General features: G+C 66.5%; 19 protein-coding genes, 1 pseudogene and 1 riboswitch. Of the genes and pseudogenes, 10 read left to right on the top strand and 10 right to left on the bottom strand.

The window, feature by feature from the left end; translation table 11 throughout:
• The first annotated feature begins 47 nt into the window (after positions 1 to 47).
• Positions 48 to 587, top strand: a complete 540-nt coding sequence (locus BJF81_RS08400; protein WP_143780744.1) for an RDD family protein — start codon at positions 48 to 50, stop codon at positions 585 to 587.
• Here the strand turns inward: BJF81_RS08400 and BJF81_RS08395 are convergent.
• The 5 genes from BJF81_RS08395 to BJF81_RS20940 all read right to left on the bottom strand — a co-directional run bounded on the left by BJF81_RS08395 (position 545) and on the right by BJF81_RS20940 (position 5,174).
• Positions 545 to 2,038, bottom strand: coding sequence for a hypothetical protein (locus BJF81_RS08395; RefSeq protein WP_143780743.1), 1,494 nt, complete (start codon positions 2,036 to 2,038; stop codon positions 545 to 547). The genes BJF81_RS08400 and BJF81_RS08395 overlap by 43 nt on opposite strands.
• Positions 2,039 to 2,403: 365 nt before the next feature.
• Positions 2,404 to 2,532 (bottom strand): hypothetical protein, encoded by a 129-nt coding sequence (locus BJF81_RS20320; protein ID WP_269087323.1) that lies wholly within the window; start codon positions 2,530 to 2,532, stop codon positions 2,404 to 2,406.
• 14 nt (positions 2,533 to 2,546) lie between these two features.
• A complete protein-coding gene (locus BJF81_RS08390) occupies positions 2,547 to 3,416 on the bottom strand; it encodes an ABC transporter ATP-binding protein (protein ID WP_237770127.1) in 870 nt (289 codons plus the stop codon).
• A 13-nt stretch (positions 3,417 to 3,429) separates the two neighbouring features.
• Positions 3,430 to 4,215, bottom strand: a complete 786-nt coding sequence (locus BJF81_RS20945; protein ID WP_342447107.1) for an ABC transporter permease — start codon at positions 4,213 to 4,215, stop codon at positions 3,430 to 3,432.
• Entirely contained in the window at positions 4,212 to 5,174 is a 963-nt protein-coding gene (locus BJF81_RS20940; RefSeq protein ID WP_342447106.1) for an ABC transporter permease, read from the bottom strand. Before BJF81_RS20940 ends, BJF81_RS20945 begins: the two co-directional genes overlap by 4 nt.
• Positions 5,165 to 5,271, bottom strand: a riboswitch (TPP riboswitch). Its footprint overlaps the gene before it by 10 nt.
• Before the next feature lie 56 nt (positions 5,272 to 5,327).
• On the opposite strand from BJF81_RS20940, the gene BJF81_RS08380 reads away from it, so the two are divergent.
• Positions 5,328 to 6,119, top strand: coding sequence for a 3'(2'),5'-bisphosphate nucleotidase CysQ (locus BJF81_RS08380; protein ID WP_075957962.1), 792 nt, complete (start codon positions 5,328 to 5,330; stop codon positions 6,117 to 6,119).
• Between the two features lie 80 nt (positions 6,120 to 6,199).
• Complete coding sequence (locus BJF81_RS08375; protein WP_141337181.1) at positions 6,200 to 6,448, top strand: hypothetical protein; 249 nt, start codon at positions 6,200 to 6,202, stop codon at positions 6,446 to 6,448.
• Between the two features lie 24 nt (positions 6,449 to 6,472).
• Here BJF81_RS08375 and BJF81_RS19470 read toward each other — a convergent pair whose 3' ends face one another.
• Both BJF81_RS19470 and BJF81_RS19465 read right to left on the bottom strand, forming a co-directional pair.
• Positions 6,473 to 7,216 (bottom strand): thiamine ABC transporter substrate-binding protein, encoded by a 744-nt coding sequence (locus tag BJF81_RS19470; protein WP_237770126.1) that lies wholly within the window; start codon positions 7,214 to 7,216, stop codon positions 6,473 to 6,475.
• Entirely contained in the window at positions 7,138 to 7,392 is a 255-nt protein-coding gene (locus BJF81_RS19465) for a hypothetical protein (protein ID WP_237770125.1), read from the bottom strand. Before BJF81_RS19465 ends, BJF81_RS19470 begins: the two co-directional genes overlap by 79 nt.
• A 430-nt stretch (positions 7,393 to 7,822) precedes the next feature.
• Between BJF81_RS19465 and BJF81_RS08365 the strand changes: the two genes are divergently transcribed.
• The 4 genes from BJF81_RS08365 (at position 7,823) to BJF81_RS08350 (ending at position 11,849) form a co-directional block, all read left to right on the top strand.
• On the top strand, positions 7,823 to 8,107 hold the full coding sequence (locus tag BJF81_RS08365) for a DUF4235 domain-containing protein (RefSeq protein WP_075957960.1): 285 nt from the start codon (positions 7,823 to 7,825) through the stop codon (positions 8,105 to 8,107).
• 398 nt (positions 8,108 to 8,505) lie between these two features.
• On the top strand, positions 8,506 to 10,098 hold the full coding sequence (locus BJF81_RS08360; protein ID WP_237770124.1) for a nucleoside-diphosphate sugar epimerase/dehydratase: 1,593 nt from the start codon (positions 8,506 to 8,508) through the stop codon (positions 10,096 to 10,098).
• A gap of 3 nt (positions 10,099 to 10,101) precedes the next feature.
• Positions 10,102 to 11,226 (top strand): DegT/DnrJ/EryC1/StrS family aminotransferase, encoded by a 1,125-nt coding sequence (locus BJF81_RS08355; protein WP_075957958.1) that lies wholly within the window; start codon positions 10,102 to 10,104, stop codon positions 11,224 to 11,226.
• A complete protein-coding gene (locus tag BJF81_RS08350; RefSeq protein WP_075957957.1) occupies positions 11,223 to 11,849 on the top strand; it encodes a sugar transferase in 627 nt (208 codons plus the stop codon). The genes BJF81_RS08355 and BJF81_RS08350 overlap by 4 nt, the downstream gene beginning before the upstream one ends.
• On the opposite strand, the gene BJF81_RS21485 is transcribed toward BJF81_RS08350, so the two are convergent.
• Both BJF81_RS21485 and BJF81_RS08335 read right to left on the bottom strand, forming a co-directional pair.
• Positions 11,842 to 12,087: an HAD hydrolase-like protein gene (locus BJF81_RS21485; protein WP_075957956.1), complete on the bottom strand. Its 246-nt coding sequence runs from the start codon at positions 12,085 to 12,087 to the stop codon at positions 11,842 to 11,844. The genes BJF81_RS08350 and BJF81_RS21485 overlap by 8 nt on opposite strands.
• 444 nt (positions 12,088 to 12,531) lie before the next feature.
• Positions 12,532 to 13,476, bottom strand: a complete 945-nt coding sequence (locus tag BJF81_RS08335; protein WP_075957955.1) for an ATP-grasp domain-containing protein — start codon at positions 13,474 to 13,476, stop codon at positions 12,532 to 12,534.
• Positions 13,477 to 13,669: 193 nt separating this feature from the next.
• Here BJF81_RS08335 and BJF81_RS21480 point away from each other — a divergent pair, with 193 nt between their 5' ends.
• The 3 genes and pseudogenes from BJF81_RS21480 (at position 13,670) to BJF81_RS17420 (ending at position 16,102) form a co-directional block, all read left to right on the top strand.
• Complete coding sequence (locus tag BJF81_RS21480) at positions 13,670 to 14,161, top strand: glycosyltransferase (protein WP_446740550.1); 492 nt, start codon at positions 13,670 to 13,672, stop codon at positions 14,159 to 14,161.
• Positions 14,056 to 14,766: pseudogene (locus BJF81_RS21475) on the top strand (glycosyltransferase); the annotation flags it as partial. The gene BJF81_RS21480 and the pseudogene BJF81_RS21475, both read left to right, overlap by 106 nt.
• A 202-nt stretch (positions 14,767 to 14,968) precedes the next feature.
• Positions 14,969 to 16,102, top strand: coding sequence for a lipopolysaccharide biosynthesis protein (locus BJF81_RS17420; protein ID WP_237770123.1), 1,134 nt, complete (start codon positions 14,969 to 14,971; stop codon positions 16,100 to 16,102).
• Here BJF81_RS17420 and BJF81_RS08320 read toward each other — a convergent pair.
• On the bottom strand, positions 16,072 to 16,350 hold the full coding sequence (locus BJF81_RS08320) for a glycosyltransferase (RefSeq protein WP_075957952.1): 279 nt from the start codon (positions 16,348 to 16,350) through the stop codon (positions 16,072 to 16,074). The two genes, BJF81_RS17420 and BJF81_RS08320, sit on opposite strands and share 31 nt — an antisense overlap.
• Positions 16,351 to 16,545 lie beyond the last annotated feature (195 nt).

Raw genomic sequence — 16,545 nt, 5'->3', positions numbered from 1 at the left:
GACGACGTGCCCGGACGCGGGACTGACGACCGGTCGTCAGACGTCCCGTGGCGGCCGGACCCCCGCCCATCCCCACCTACAACACACCGGGCCCGACCCACGCGGAGGGTATGCAGCGCCACGCGCCTCCGCCACCGCCCGCCGGGACGCGCTACGCCGACTGGGGCGAGCGGGTCGGCGCGGGCCTCGTGGACGGCGGCATCCTGCTGGCGGCGCTGCTCGTGGCGGGCACCCTCACCGACGTCTCGGACACCCTCGGTGGGCTGGCGGCGCTGGCCTGGTTCGGCCTCGCCGGCTGGATGGCGTGGCTCAACGGCAGCAAGGGCCAGTCCCCGGGCAAGGCCGTCATGGGCCTGCGGGTCGTCCGTGACGCCGACGGCTCCACGCTCGGCGGGCCGGTGGGCCTGGTGCGCACGGGCGTGCTCTGGCTCGTCGGCCCGGTCACCGGGGGCCTCTTCGTCGTCCTGTCGATGCTCTGGCCGCTGTGGGACCGCAAGAACCGCACGCTGCACGACGCGATCGTCAGCGCCTCGGTGCTCGCCGGCTACCCGCGTGCGTCGTTCGGCAAGGAGATCTTCCGACCCTGACCAGCCGGCGTGGCAGCACCACGGTCCCCTGCTGCCGGGGCGGGGCGGAGGGAGGCCTGGGTCCAGCGCGCAACGATCACCGCAACCACGACGGCCAGCAGGTGCACGTTCGAGAAGAACTCACCACTCATCCCCCACGCCAGGGCGAATGCGACAGTTGCCCCGACGAGGGACGCACGCCATGGCGTCCCCCGCGAATCGGCGACAGCCAGGATCCATCCGACGAGGCCAGCTGCCACGACCAGTCCCAGCAGGTAGGGACTCGAGGCCGCACCCGCAACGACGTCGGACGTCTCGGGCGCGGCGCATGACTCGACCACCTCAACGGACCTGGCCACCCCCACCTCCTGACCCGCGACAGCCAGCACACCCGTACCTTGCTCCACAGTCATAGGCCCGCAGAGGGTCGCGGTGCTGGTCCGGACGAGGGCCAACGGTGCGTCAGCTGTAGCAGTCCCGCCGCCCAGCCGAGCCAACGCGAGGACGAGACCGGCGATGGCGATCATTGATGCCGCCGAGAAGGCGAGGAGCTTGGAACGCCTCAGCCGCTCCGTGGCATGACTGGCCGCGCGCAGCACGTGGTGGCCCCACATCGCGGGGTCAGGGGTTCCCCCCAGCTGCACGCCTGGCGTGATGATGCGAGTGACGACCATGACGGCCGTCACCGCGGCGAGGAACGCCGCCACGATCATTCCCACCGCAAGGTAGGCCATCCGCGGCGAGCCCACCTCGTCAAGCGCGGACGGCGCTCCGAGGAGGGTCACGGTGCCGAACAGCCCGAGCACACCCGTCAGCATGCCCTGCCAGGTGGCCGCCGAGGCGCGGACGGTGGTCAGGGCGGCACGGTTGTCGGCGAGAAACTTCTCCTGCCAGTAGGCAGCCTCACCTGTCTCTCCCAGGGGCGGCTCGGTGACCGTCACCGTGGTGGAGCCGGCGATGGGTGTGGGAGCCACGGGCGCTGAGACGGACGCTGTCACCTCGACGGGCCCGAGGACCCGCGGCACGACGACCGCGGCCGTCCCGTCCGAGGAAGGCGTGATCTTGACCTTCTCGCTCGGCGAGGTGGTCCACGTCCAATCACCCCCCTCGAGCTCGGGCCGGACCGTCGCCTTTGCCGTGAACGCGTTCCACCGACTGACCTCACTCGGCGCCGTCACCGTGACCGATGGGGACACGATCGAGACCAGCGTCAACGCGGAGTCACTCTCTCCCGCGGCGTTCGTGACGGTCAGTCTCAGGACCCACGTTCCCGTGCCGGTCGCCATCACGGCTGCGATGGCCTCATCGGCAAGGTTCACCGTCACGGTGCCGGGGTCGGCGCTGGGATTCCCAGGCTCCGGACCCAGGATTTCCCAACGGTAGGAGACGACGCCAGTGCTGGCACGACCGTCGACGTATAGCGGGACACCGACGACCCCCACGACGTCCGCGGCCACCTTGGCGACGGGCATCACTTCACCCGGGGAATCGGAACATGGCCCGAACGTCCGCAGCCGCCGTCCTCGCCGTGGTCGGCATGGCCGCACCCGCAATCGACGACCCACTGCGTCGGGTACGTTCCCGGGAGACCCGAAGATGGGTATGTGGTTTCGAGGCGGAGGTGGTAATCACCCAGGTCGGTAGCGACCTCCTTCGGGACCCTCACCGCTTTGAAAGCCCCGTTGTGGTCGCAGTTCGGGCAGCTACCGGGCAGGGTGAGGGACAGCCAGCCGTTCTGCCAGCGCTCAGACAGGTCGTCCACCTCGGACTCGGTCCATGCCGACGACATAGCGCGATGATAGAGCTACCGCCGCGCTCCTGTCAGGGGTCGCGGCGCTTACTCAGCTAGCACCGCGGTCCCCCGCCCGTCCAGCCGCAGCCGCACCGTCGCGCCCGCCTGGTGGTCCGGCTCGTCGGCCAGCGCGGCGACCGTCCCGACGCCCTCGACGTCGACGTCCAGGTGCACAGCGTCCGACACCGTCACCGCCCGCCGGACCACCCCGGCGAGCCCGCCGGCCTCGTCGACCCGCAGCGCGCTCGGCCGCAGGGCCACGACCTGACCGTCCGCTCCCCCGGCGACCACCCCGCCACCACCAAAGGCCTCCCGCCCCACGACCCGCTCCGCCGCCTCCCCCTCCAGGAACGTCTCGTAGCCGATGAACTCGGCCACCTCCCGCGACACCGCGCCCGCCACACCTCGCCGGTCGGTCCCTCCTGGGCGATCTCCCCCTCGAGCATCACCGCCATCCGGTCGGCCACCGTGAACGCCTCGTCGTGGTCGTGCGTGACCATCACCGCCGTCGTCCCGGTCTGCACGAGGATCTCCCGCAGGTCGCCGGCCAGCCGGTCCCGCAGCGACCGGTCCAGCGCCGACAACGGCTCGTCGAGCAGCAGCAGCGCGGGGTCCGCGGCCAACGACCTGGCCAGCGCCACCCGCTGCTGCTGACCCCCGGAGAGGGTCGAGGGGCGGCGGTCGGCATACCCCTGCATGCCCACGAGCTCGAGCAGCTCCTCGACCCGCCCGCGCCGCGAAGCGCGGCCCAGGCCGCGCAGGCGCAGGGCATACGCGATGTTCTCCGCCACCGACGCGTGGTTGAACAGCTGCCCGTCCTGGAACATCAGCGCGAACCCGCGCTCGTGCGTGGGCACGCCCGCCAGGTCGTGCCCGTCCCAGACGACCGACCCGGCGGCCAGCGGCTCCAGCCCGGCGACGGCCCGCAGCAGCGTCGACTTCCCGCACCCGGACGGCCCGATCACCGCCAGCACGTCCCCCTCGGCCACGGACAACGAGACCGAGCTCACCGCCGCCAGCGCCCCGAACCGCACGGTGACGTCCCTCAGCTCCAGCATCGCCTCAACCATCTCAGAACGTCCCGACCGACCCGACGCGCAGCCGCTCCACGACCGCCATCACCGCCACCGTCAGCCCCGCCAGCACGACGGAGGCGGCGAGCGCCATCCCCAGGTTCTCCGCCCCGGGGCGCGAGATGAGCTGGTAGATCACCACCGGCACCGTCGGCCGGTCGGGCCGCGCCAGGAACGCCGTGGCGCCGAACTCCCCCAGCGACACCGCGAACGCGAACCCGGTCGCCGCCGCCAGCGGCCGCGCGAGCACCGGCGCCTCGGCGGTCCACGCCGCCCGCCACGGCCCGGCCCCCAGCGCCGCGGCCGCCTCCCGCTGCCGCGGGTCGACCGAGCGCAGCACGGGCGTGAGGGTGCGCACCACCAGCGGCAGCGCCACCATCGCCTGGGCGATCGGCACGAGCACCGGGGAGGAGCGCAGGTCCAGCGGCGGCCGGTCGAGGGTGATGAGGAAGCCGAAGCCCACGGTCACCGCCGAGATCCCCAGCGGCAGCATGAACGCCCCGTCGAGCAGCGACACCGCCCGCGCCCACCGCGGCGACCGCGGCCGGCGCGAGACCACGAGCGCGACGATCAGCCCGAGCGTCATCGCGATGACCGTCGCGTCGACGGCGGTGCGCAGGGAGTTCTCCACCGCGTCGGTCACGCTGACGCGCAGCACCGGGGTCGAGGTCGGGTCGGTGAGCATGCGGTAGTTCTCCAGCGTCCACGCCCCGCCCCGCCGCAGCGAGCGCACGACGAGCGTCCCCACCGGCACGAGCACGAGCGCCACCGCCAGCGCAGTCACCGCCAGGCGCCGGCGTCCTCCCGGCGCGGTCGACGTGCCGCCGCCCGGGCGCCCACCCGCTTGAGCGCCCCCTCGGTGCGCCGCCGGGTCCGCGCGGCCAGCGTCAGCATGACCACGACGGCCACGAGCTGCAGCACCGACAGCACCGCCGCCCCCTGCAGGTCGAGGAACTGGGTGGTCAGCAGGTAGATCTCGGTCTCGACCGTCCCGTAGCGCAGCCCGCCCAGCGTCAGCACCACCCCGAACGCCGTGGAGCAGAAGAGGAAGACGAGCGTGGCCGCCGAGACGACGGCAGGCGCGAGCGCGGGGAGGGTGACGGTGCGCCATACCTGCCAGGGGGTGGCCCCGAGGGTGGCGGCGGACTCCTCCGCCCGCCGGTCCAGCCCCTCCCACATCCCGCCGACGGTGCGCACGACGACGGCGAGGTTGAAGAAGACGAACGCCAGCAGGATCGGCACCCACGTCCCGTCGAGCCCGAGGAAGCCCAGCGGCCCGCCGGTGGACAGCAGCGAGCGGAACATCACGCCGACGACCACCGTCGGCAGCACGAACGGCATGATGACGACCGCCCGCAGCAGGCCACGGCCGGGGAAGCGCAGGCGGTGCAGCACGTAGGCCGTCGGCAGCCCCAGCAGCAGCGTGCCCGCCGTGCCGGCCGCCGAGCTCCACAGGGTGAACCACAGCACCCGCAGCGTGCGCGCCCGCCCGAGCACCTCGGGCACCCCGGAGAGGTCGAGCCGCCCGTCGGGCAGGAACCCGCGCGCCAGCATCCCACCGACGGGCAGCACGAAGAAGACGGCGAGGAAGGCCAGCGGGAGCACCGCCGCCAGGCCGAGGACCAGGCCCGGCCCGGAGGGGTATGCCGTGCGCCGCCGCCGCGCGGGCGTGCGCCCCGGCGCGGGGTCGGGCGGCCCCGGCGCGGACGGGCTCCGCGGGGACGAGGTGGTGGGCAGGGCCAAGGTCGACTTCCTTCGCCGGTGCTAACCGGGGCAGGTTCTTAGGGTCTGCGGCTGCGGGCCGCACTCTCAGCGCCGGAGCGCTCCCCTGTCGGACCCGTCCAGGCTACAGGCCACGCGTGCCGAGCTGCCTCCGAGTGCCAGACTGGAGCTGCCATGACGGACCGGACGCTGCACTCCTCGTCCCGCGACCTGGCCGAGCAGGCCGGTGCGGTGCTGCTGGAGCTGCGCGCCCGGCTGCAGGCCGAGGGGGTCGGGCCCCGGGAGATGAAGCGCGCCGGCGACCGCGCCGCGCAGGAGTCCATCGCCGGCGGCCTGGCCCGGCTCCACCCGGGCGACGCCGTGCTCAGCGAGGAGGCGCCCGACGACCTGCGGCGCCTGTCGTGCGAGCGCGTGTGGATCGTCGACCCGTTGGACGGCACCCGTGAGTTCGGCGAGCCGCCGCGGGACGACTGGGCGGTGCACGTGGCGGTCTGGGAGGGTGGCGAGCTGGTCGCCGGGACGGTGGCCCTGCCGGCCCGAGGGGTCGTCCACAGCACCGGGCCGTTCGCCGCGGGCCGGCCCCCGACGCGGCGTCCCGGTCCCCTGCGGCTGGCCGTCTCCCGGTCCCGCCCGACCGCCCTGGTCGTGGACCTGTCGGAGCGGCTGCAGGCCGAGCTGGTGCCGATGGGCTCGGCGGGGGTCAAGGCGATGGCGGTCGTCGACGGGACGGTCGACGCCTACGTGCACGCCGGCGGGCAGTTCGAGTGGGACTCCGCGGCCCCGGTGGCGGTGGCCCGGGCCCACGGGCTGCACACCAGCCGGGTGGACGGGTCGGCGCTGCGCTACAACGCGCCGGACCCGTGGCTGCCGGACCTGGTCGTGTGCCGACCGGGGGTCGCCGAGCTGCTGCTGTCCACGATCGCGGTCCTGCCGGACGCGGGCGCAGACCGCTGCTTACGCCGTTAACCCGTTGCGACACAGCCGTGTCACAATCTCCCGTCTCGACGATGAGGACTCAGGGGAGAACGACCGTGACACGTCTAGTGGTGAAGATGAACGACCGTGGCAGCTGGGAGGTGTTGGACGACACCGGCAAACGCCTCTTCTCGGGTGACAAGCTGCGCGCGCAGGGCTTCGCGCGCCGCCGCTGCGCGGTCGAGGGCGGCAGCGTCGCCGTCGTCAGCCGGACCGGCGAGCAGCTCGCGGAGTTCGCCGTGTCGCCCTACGGCGGCCAGACGCCGCGCGCCCTCCAGCGCCGCAGCCTGTTCCGACGCGCCGGTGACCGCAGCCGCTGACCGACCCCGCCGACAGCGCCCGGCTCACCCGGTCGCGATGTCCGCCCACTCCCGCAGCCAGGTCTCTCGCTCGGCCTCGATCTGGTCCGGGTGCACCACGATCGGGTCCTCCGCCACGGTCGCCCACTGCGACCACAGCTCGGGGAGCTCGACCTCGTCGTCAACGGGGAACATGAACATGTTGTCCGGGATCGAGGCCTGCACCTGCGGGCTCACCAGCCAGTCCACGACCGCCTGCGCCCCCTCGGGGTTCTCCGCCCCCTCCAGCACCCCGGCGTACTCCACCTGCCGGAAACAGGTCTCCATCAGCGCCCGCGTCGTCGGCTGGAAGCCGCCCTCGGGGATGGTGAACGGCGGCGAGCTCGCGTAGGACAGCACGATCGGCCGATCCCCTCCGCCCCCGCCTGCGGTGAAGTCGACGGTGTAGGCGTCGGTCCACCCGCTGGTGACCTTGGCCCCGTTGGCCATCAGGTCCTCCCAGTAGCCCTGCCACTGCCCCGGCCCGAACTCCCCGATGGTTGCCAGCAGGAACGCCATCCCCGGCGAGGACGTGCTCGCCCCCGGCGTGACGAACAGGTCCTCGTACTCCGGCTCCGTCAGGTCCGTCAGCGTCTGCGGCGGGGCGATCCCGTTGTTGGCGAACCACACGTCGTCCACGTTCACGCACACGTCGCCGAAGTCGACCGGGGTCAGGTATGTCGCACCCCCCTGCAGCGCGTGCTCCTCCGCCGACTCCGGCAGGCCGGAGGGGGTGTATGCCGCCAGCACGCCCTCGTCGAGGCGCGGGTGCCGTAGGTGTTGTCGATGCCGAAGACGACGTCACCGATGGGGCTGCCGGCCGTGAGGACGAGCCGGTTGGTCAGCTCGCCGGCGTCACCGGAGGACTGGATCGTCAGGTCCCAGCCGGTCTCCGCCTCGAAGGCGGCGACCAGCTCCTCGGGCACGTTGAACGAGGAGTGGGTGACGAGGACGACCTCGTCGGTGGTGGGCCCGGCGGCGGTCGCGGTGCTGGTGTCCCCGTCGCCGCCGGCGGTGGCGGTCGAGCCGTCGCCGTCGCTCCGGCACCCGTCGTGGACTCCCCCTCGTCACCGACGTCCTGGGTCGGCGCGGGCGCGGAGCCGGGCTCGGATCCTCGTCCTCACCTCCCAGCAGGGTGCAGGAGCTCAGGACCAGGCCGGCTGCGGCCGTCAGGGCCAGGGCACGGGTGGTGGACCGGTGGGTGGGCATCATCGCGTCTCCTTGTCGACTTCCTTCGCCGGTGCTAACCGGTGCAGGTTCGAGGGTCTGCGGCGGGTGCCGCACTCTCAGCGCTCTGGGGCGCTCCCCTGTCGTTTCCGTTATCCACGCTAGCACCGCTGTGGCAGGATCGGGCCCATGGGTAACCTCGTCGCCAAGCTCGCCACCACCGCCGCCGCGATCGGCGCCAGCGTCGTCGCCCGCAAGATGACCGACGGCACCTGGAAGTTCGTCACCGGCAAGGACTCCCCTAGCAACCCGGAGGACCCGGACATCGACATCAAGGAGGCCATCGCCTTCGCAGTGCTCTCCGGTGCGGTCGTCGGGATGGTCCGCATGCTGGCCAACCGGGAGACCACCAAGGTCGTCGCCAAGGGGCAGGGCAAGAGCTCCAAGCAGTTGGCTGACGAGACCAACAAGTGACCTGACCGGCAGGACCACGCCGCGCAGCGGCGTTCGACACGCCGTCACAACCTCCCCACGAATTGCCCGGCGCACCGCTAATCTCCGCCGTCACATTGCATACGGCGTCAGCATCGGGCAGTATTGGCCGGTCCCGTCCCTTATGTCGCAGAGGGGTAATGCGCCGTGTCCCAGAAGCAGCCGACCGATCCACGATCACACCGTGAGCTGACGGTTCGGGCCCTCTGGGTGCTGACCGACGGCGCCTCCTGGGCAATCGCCGTGCTCCTGGCTCTCTGGACGCGACTCAGTCTCGATCCGGACCTGCTCACCCAGGCCTCTGCCTGGATAGTGGCAGGCCTCGCGGCGTCCTGCACGGAGCCATCGGCCTGACCACCGGGCCTTACATGGTGCGGCACATGCGCGGAAGCTTCGACGAGGTCACCTCTGTCGTCAAGACTGCTCTCATCACTGGGCTGGCCATCATCGCGATCGCCTGGGCGACGCCGGAGGTCTTCCTCCCCCGGTCCGTCGCGGTGCTGGCTCCGGCACTGGCGATCGTGCTAATGCTCGCGGTCCGCTTCACGGTGCGCACCTACCGCTCGCGTCAGGTGGCGCAGAACCCGGACGGTGAGCGCGTCATCGTCCTGGGGGCAGGCCTGGCTGGCCGCCGTCTGATCAGCAACATGCTGCACGACGACCGTTCCGAGTTCGCCCCCGTCGGGCTCTTGGACGACGACCGCTCCAAGCGACGCCTCAAGATCGAGGGCATCCCTGTCATGGGGACCCGCGGCGACCTGGCCGCCGTGGCTGAGCGCACCCAGGCGAGGTATCTGGCCGTCGCCATCCCTCGCGCCGACTCGGACCTGTTGCGGGAGATCCAGGAGCAGACTCGGGAGGCCGGCCTCCAGGTCAAGACCCTCCCCCCGATCGAGCAGTGGCTGCGGGCGTCCGACCCCCAGGCCACCGACCTGCGCGATATCAACCTCGAGGACCTCCTCGGCCGGCGCGCCGTCGAGCTCGACCAGGAGGCCATCGCCGACCACCTCACCGGCAAGGTCGTTCTTGTGACCGGCGCCGGTGGATCCATCGGTTCCGAGCTCTGCCGGCAGATCCAGCGCTTCTCCCCCGCCCGCCTGGTCATGCTCGACCGGGACGAGTCCGCTCTGCACGCCGTCCAGCTGTCCATGACCGGGCGTGGACTGCTCGAGGGCGAGGACCTGCTTCTAGCCGACATCCGCGACGAGGCTCGCCTGCAGGACGCCTTCGCCGAGATCCGCCCGGACGTCGTCTTCCACGCAGCAGCGCTGAAGCACTTGAGCCTCTTGGAGCGTTACCCGCACGAAGCTTGGCAGACGAACGTCCTCGGCACCCGAAACGTGCTGCACGCCGCATCAGCAGCAGGCGTAGGCACGTTCGTCAACATCTCGACCGACAAGGCAGCCAGACCGACCTCCGTGCTGGGCTACTCGAAGCGGATGGCGGAGCGGCTGACCGCCTACTACGCGGAAACGAAGCCGGGCCGGTACGTCTCGGTCCGCTTTGGCAACGTCCTCGGTTCCCGCGGATCCGTCATCCCTGCGTTTACCGAGCAGATTCGCCGCGGAGGACCAGTAACCGTCACCCACCCCGACGTCGAGCGTTACTTCATGCTCATCCCCGAAGCCTGCCAACTCGTCCTTCAGGCCGGAGCCATCGGGCGCGACGGTCAAGTTATGGTGCTAGACATGGGGAAGCCGGTCAAAATCGTGGAGGTCGCCCGCGAACTGATCTCGCTCTCCGGCAGATCCATCGATATCGAGTTCACGGGCCTGCGACCAGGGGAGAAATTGACCGAGGTTCTGTTCACTCAAGGCGATTCGCACGTTTCAGTGGGGCATCCAGCCATGACGGCCGTGACTGTCCCCCCGCTATCCATGGAGACCGTGCAATCCTCCTTCTCCCATAGCGACGCTTCCCGATTCTTGATGATGCACGAAGGTCGGGGTTTCAATGCTCCGATTGAGGTCTGATCCGTGTCGGACCGGATATTCCTCTCTCAAGCTCATGTCACTGAGTTGGAAGAGGAGTACGTTCTCCGCGCTCTCCGGTCTGGGTGGGTCGCCCCCCTCGGCCCAGACGTTGACGCCTTCGAGGATGAGATCGCGGAACGGGTGGGCGTGAAGCACGCACTCGCACTCTCCTCGGGCACGGCAGCCTTACACCTCGCCCTGCTCCATTTAGGAGCCCGGCCTGGAACGGTGGTCGTCGTACCCAGCATGACATTCGCTGCATCTGCCAACGCCATCGCATACACGGGCGCAGATCCAGTCTTCGTTGACAGTCAGACCTCGGACGGGAACGTCGATCCCGCGCTGCTGATTGAAGCCGTTGACGTCTTACGGTCCGAAGGGCGGGAGGTGGTGGCCGCGATGACAGTAGATCTCTTCGGACGAACCTGTGACTACGAACGCATGGTGCCAGCTCTAGCGGAGCGCGGCGTCCCACTCTTGGAGGACGCTGCCGAGGCCCTCGGAGCCTCCTCCCACGGCAACCAAGCCGGGTCCTTCGGCTTGGCGGCCACCCTATCGTTCAACGGCAACAAGATTATGACCACCTCGGGCGGTGGAATGCTCTTGAGTGACGACACCCGGCTAGTGGACCATTGCCGGAAACTGTCTACCCAGTCTAGAGAGCCAGTGGCTTGGTACGAGCACGCCGAGATCGGCTACAATTACAGACTTTCCAATCTGCTCGCAGCCTTAGGGCGCGCACAGCTCACACGTCTCGACGAGATGATTCAGCGTCGCCAGGAAATCTACGATCAGTACGTTACTCTCCTGTCTGACCTTCCTTTGAGGTTTCTGCAGTCTGCAGACCACTCTAAGATTGACAACCACTGGCTGACGACAGTCGTGTTCGAGGACGACACTGTCGACGTCGACACCATCGTTCGCGACCTGGGACTTGAAGGCATCGAAGTCCGCCACCTCTGGAAACCCATGCACCTCCAGCCAGTCTTTGGCACATCACGCTTCTTTGGAGGTGCGGTGAGTGAGGGCCTGTTCAAGAACGGTCTTGCCCTCCCTAGTGGATTCAGATTGCGAGACCAGGACATAAACCGTGTAGCGGCGAGACTCCGAGAGGCGGTGATCGCATGAGTTACCGAGGTAAGCGCGCGTTCGACATAGCCATCGCCGTGCCCGCGCTAATCCTTACCGCCCCTTTGCAACTGTTGACTGGCCTTTCGATCCGCCTCGCCATGGGAAGGCCAGTCCTCTTTCGTCAGGAACGCGCAGGACTCGACGGTAAGCCTTTCACGCTGATCAAGTTTCGTACCATGAAGCAGCCCCAAGGCGCGGTGGACCAACTAACCGACGCTGAGCGGGTGACTTCCGTAGGGAGTGTGCTTCGAGTCACGAGCTTGGACGAACTGCCCACCCTTTGGAACGTTCTGAAGGGAGACATGTCAATAGTTGGCCCTCGCCCACTGCTGCTACAGTACGCGTCGCGTTACACTCCGTACGAGGCACGAAGACTCGAGGCCAAGCCTGGCATAACGGGGCTAGCCCAAGTGAGTGGTCGAAACGGTTTGTCCTGGTCTGAACGGTTCGAAATGGACGTACAGTACGTGGACGACGCCTCCCTGTCCTGGGACGTGAAGATCCTGTCTATGACCCTCTGGCAGGTCCTCAGGCACGAGGGCGTTTCACCGAGCGATGGCCTAACGATGCCAGAATTCATCGGTTCCATGCCCGAAGGAAAAGACCACTTCCCTATCTGAACAGTTCCAACACATCCGCCAATCGATTGACTTCGATGTCCGGACACCACTCCGCCTCCGCGCTGCACTGGGCGTGCAACTGAAACTCTGAGCGAAACCGAATGGGTACCATCGAGGCACGCCTTGCCGCCTGGAAATCTTTGTGAGGATTGTCTCCCACATAAACACAATCCTTCGGCTGGACACGCAAAAGCCCTGCCGCCCGCGTCAACCCCCGTTGGCGCGGGCTTCCATGCACGCCTTCCTGGTTCCAGTTCGTCCGTCAGGATCAACGTAGAAGTGAACTGGGACAGGCCTAGGGCATCAACCTTGGCGCGCTGCATGCCTGCCGGCCCGTCAGTTACAACCGCCAGTGGCAGTCTTGACGCTGCCCCTTTCAGCATCGCCAACGCATCCGAGGTGAGTGCAATTTCGGGCGTGTGTGCGCGATACACCTCCACCGCCCGTGGCGTGAGATCCGGACGGCCATGGACGTCCAACAATGTGTCGAACGCGCGGGGACGCGCCCGCGATTCGAATATTTTCTTCAAGTCCATCATTAAACGCTCTCCGGGGACATCCAAGATTTTCTCGAGCCATTGGGAGACGGCTCTGTACCCACTGTTCACGTAGTCTAGCTCTCGGAACAAGGTGTCGTCCATATCTAGAATAAGAGCCTGCGGCGACCGGCCGCTCAAGCCGATCACCAAAAAACCGACTGGTCGAATCTTGCCATTTGCAAACCTGGCTTCAGATCCTTGGGCCCCAAGGAAGGTACCGGTAGCCCGCGCCAGCTCGACACCAGACTCTCCGCCACGGGAAGCCCCCCTGCGATGGCTAGTGGCAGCCCACCACCCATTCGGCCATTGATCTCCGTCACGCGAAACGCTTGATCCTCATCGTACATTCCTTGCACGGTGACCGGCCCGCGCGGATCCAAGGCACCCACGACATTTTTTACCATGGCCTCGACGATGTCGTCAACAATGAGACGTCCACGACTGACTTCCCCACCCCTGACTACTAGCCGTTCCCGGAGCGCGAGCCCAAGAATGTCCCCTCTTCGACCGACAATCGCGTCAGCAGTTATCTCGCCACCGGGTAGATAGGCCTGCGCCACGGGATCGGGAATATAGCGCCCAAAGAAGTCATACTCAAACTCGTTCTTTATGGCATAGGCATCTTTTCCTCCACTTCCTCGTCGAGGCTTCATGAATACTGGGTAAGTATTCGGTGGTCCCGACTCCTGGGGTAACCAAGTGTCCACGGTGGGGATTCCTCGTTCCTGCAACCACTGATACGTCAACCATTTGTCGGAGACCACCTCAGCCGCATCTTGGGCCAATGCTGCGCACGGCACGTTGATTCTGGAGAGCGCTTGCACGTCCGGATCGATGAGGGGGAACACGGCTGTAACATTCTCATCCGCACAGATCCGTTCCAATTCCGTTGCATGATCACGATCGTCAACCCGAGGCACGATCCGAAGCGAATCCCCCATCTCCTGGGCCGCAGGGGAAAACTCGTCAATTTCTGTGCCGAGAACCCTGAAGTGCTCCGGCATGAGACGCTCGTATGCCCTGAAATGACGGACTAGTTCGACGCGGCGGCCTACCGACGTAAGCAAGAAGGTCACGGACGTAGCCATCGTTCTCCTCAGTTGGTGGATGGGGTCCGGAGGCCCCGTACGAGCGCTACACACGTTACCAACTTCTCGGGCATGAGATCCTGTCCAAGGAGGCCCTCCCGCGCCCTAGGCGCCTAGTCCCCAGCCATCAGCACAAGACCCGCATCGAAGGAGCCGCTTCGTGCCCACGAAGTTCTCAGGCCAGCACACTGACATGCTGCTCGTCGCCCACTTCAGCGCCGACCACCATACTGCCAACGACCGATTCACGGACCTCGCTGCCCGCTTCCAGTCGGCTGGTGTGGATGTTGAGTTGGTGACCTCCTCCTTCTCCCACGTCCGCAAGTGTCAGCGCACCTGGGACTACGGCCCCCTCACGTTCCGACGAACTCTTGTTCGGGAGCCTGGGTACGAGACGAACGTGAGCCCGAGCCGCCTGTGGAGCCATCGCGTGATGGCCCACAACGTTCGCCGCTTCCTCAGACGGCGCCCACGACCTGACGTGATCTACTGTGCTGTGCCATCGTTGGCAGTTGGCAGAGCGGTGGCCAATTTCGCACATCGTCACCAGATTCCCTTGGTGATCGATGTCCAGGATCTATGGCCCGAAGCCTTCCGGATAGCATTACCCTGCGGAGGTGGACCTCTGCCATTCTCTCTCCCATGGCTCGGGTGGCGGATTACATCTACCGCAGCGCGGACATGATCGTCGGCGTTTCCGCCTCCTACGCATCCCGAGCAGCATCCCAATCGGACGTGTCGACACATGTCCTGTATCTGGGGACCAACTTAGCAACGTTCGACGAGCACGCCAAACCCGATCGTCAACGGCAACATCCTGACGAGGTGCACATCGCGTACGTCGGCACGCTCGGTCGCAGCTATGACTTGAACCTCGTGTCGGACGCGATCGCGTTAGCGCAGCGCCACAGCAGCAAGAGGCTACGGTTCGTCGTCATGGGTGACGGACCGCATCAAGACGAATTCAAGAGGTACGCCGAGCGCCTCGGCATCCGTGCCAATTTCCTCGGGCGCTTGCCCTACGATGAAATGGTGCCTCTCCTCGCATCCTGCGATATTGCGGTGAATCCGATCGTTCCTGGCGCCGCGGCGAGCGTTATAAACAAAGTCGCCGACTATGCGGCCGCCGCCTTGCCGGTACTTAATACTCAGGATCACGCGGAGTATCGTTCTCTCATTACGGCCTACGAGGCGGGAGTGAACTGTCGCCCTGGCGATAGGAATGACTTGGCCGAACAACTCGTGAAGCTTGTAGAAGATCCTGGACTTCGTCGCCGCCTAGGCAAGGGAATCGAAAAATGGCCAGTGAGTTATTCGACCGGTCAAAGACCTATGATCGGTTCGTGGACAACGTCTGCGATTTCATTAACCGAGGATGAGGCCACTACGCGGAAGCCTGGGGGGCCTATATCTACGCGCTCAGAAGCTACCCCTCCTCGACGTCCTACAAACGACGGGGGCTTTTGCGGCGATCGTGGGGACGCAACAGATTGTGCTGCTGCCGTTCGTCGCTGCGAAAGCTTCACCGGAAGAGTTCGCGCACGTCGTCCTCGTCATTACAGTATCTGCGGTGATTTCAAACCTCGTAGGCGGCGAGTCTGCCAACACCCTTCTAATTCGCGGCCATGCCTACGCCGAAGAGGGTCGGCGATGGGATTTTCACAAAGTCTTTCTTTGGGCGACCCTCGGAGGCCTGCTCATTAGTTCGGGTATTTGGACATTAATAGCGGGGAAACCCAGTACCGTACTCGGAGCGGGCACCCTGATGCTCATGACTGCGCTCCGCCTATTCCTCGCCTCGCCTTTTCGCCTCCAACAGCGCTTCGGGGTGGTGACCACAGCTCATCTCGTCTACGTGCTTGGGAGTCTCTCGGCGCTGCCGGCTACAGTACGGGGAGCGCCTTTGCTCACTCCGTTCCTGGTCGGCGAGGCAGTTTCCGTCCTGTTCTTATGCGCCGTTCTCCTGCGCCAACGCCGGCGAGGTACCCCCGAGAAATGGGGGACTGCACACCCATTTGTCGGCAGCCTCAAAACCTACGTGGCCCTGGCAACTGCTGCCGCCCTCGCCAACGTAGTCGGTTATATGGACCGACTTTTCATAACGCCGCTTTTGGGAGCTTCTGCACTAGCTGTCTATTTTGCAGCCAGCGTCATCCCAAAGAGCCTTGGCGTCGTGACGAATCCCCTTGTCGGCTTGCTCCTGGCACGCTTCGGAAGCTCTTCAGATGAAGACGCGCCGGACATCTTGAGAAGCCTATTGAAACTAGTACCAGCCGCCGCGATCATCGGCACCGTTCTTGCATTGGGAGCGGGGTGGCTTGGTCTTTCCCTGCTGTATCCGCAATTCGAACAGGAAGGTCGTGAGGTGATCCCCCCTATCAGCCTATCAGTTGGTATCGCGACCGGAGCCTATCTCCTTCAGCCGTTCATACTGCGCTTCAGGCCTTCGCGATACATTATCTTCGCCAACGCCATCCAAGCCATTATCTTCGTGGTCTCAGCCCTGGTTCTCAGCCGTCAATTCGGCGTGGTCGGCTTTGCCTGGGCGAGCGCGATCACACATCTTGGACTGCTTCTCGTGTTCCTAAGCATTGTTCACGAGCGCCGGGCGACCAATTCTTCATAGATCCGAAAGGTCTCGTCGACCATTCGGGTCTTGGTGAACAACAGCAGCGCCCGCTCTCTCGCACGCGCCCCCATCTCTCGGCGGTCCTCCTCGGTCATATGCAGAAGCCCGCTAACGCCTTCGCGAAGAGCAAGAGCATCATCGACGGGAACTAGAACGCCGGTGCGGCCCTCTTCTATCTGCGCGCGGGCACCCTCCGTAAGCGTTCTTACCACCGGGATCCCCATGAGCATCGCCTCGGCCGTCACGAGCCAAACCCTTCTCGACGACTGGCCAGCACGACAATGTCCAGCGCCGCGTAAAGGCGCCTCACGTCCGAATCAAAAGGCCGATGGACCACGAAGTGATCTGGTGGGGCCTTTTCGGACAGCGGCACTTTGTTGTCTTACGCGGCGTTTGAGAGGTTTTGCTGGTGCTCTTGGGCGATCTCGAGAGGCGTCTTG

This window comes from Ornithinimicrobium sp. CNJ-824 (genome assembly GCF_001942405.1).
In the GTDB taxonomy this organism is placed as follows: domain Bacteria; phylum Actinomycetota; class Actinomycetes; order Actinomycetales; family Dermatophilaceae; genus Ornithinicoccus; species Ornithinicoccus kibberensis.
The sequence above is the reverse complement of the archived record's forward strand: the minus strand, read 5'-3'. Positions and strand labels throughout refer to the sequence as shown.

Excerpts from the sequence above, each read along its gene's own strand:
- BJF81_RS08395 (WP_143780743.1), bottom strand. The coding sequence starts at position 2,038 with ATGCCCGTCGCCAAGGTGGCCGCGGACGTCGTGGGGGTCGTCGGTGTC.
- BJF81_RS08390 (WP_237770127.1), bottom strand. The coding sequence starts at position 3,416 with ATGCTGGAGCTGAGGGACGTCACCGTGCGGTTCGGGGCGCTGGCGGCG.
- BJF81_RS08380 (WP_075957962.1), top strand. The coding sequence starts at position 5,328 with ATGACGGACCGGACGCTGCACTCCTCGTCCCGCGACCTGGCCGAGCAG.
- BJF81_RS08365 (WP_075957960.1), top strand. The coding sequence starts at position 7,823 with ATGGGTAACCTCGTCGCCAAGCTCGCCACCACCGCCGCCGCGATCGGC.
- BJF81_RS08360 (WP_237770124.1), top strand. The coding sequence starts at position 8,506 with ATGCGCGGAAGCTTCGACGAGGTCACCTCTGTCGTCAAGACTGCTCTC.
- BJF81_RS08350 (WP_075957957.1), top strand. The coding sequence starts at position 11,223 with ATGAGTTACCGAGGTAAGCGCGCGTTCGACATAGCCATCGCCGTGCCC.
- BJF81_RS08335 (WP_075957955.1), bottom strand. The coding sequence starts at position 13,476 with ATGGCTACGTCCGTGACCTTCTTGCTTACGTCGGTAGGCCGCCGCGTC.
- BJF81_RS21480 (WP_446740550.1), top strand. The coding sequence starts at position 13,670 with ATGCTGCTCGTCGCCCACTTCAGCGCCGACCACCATACTGCCAACGAC.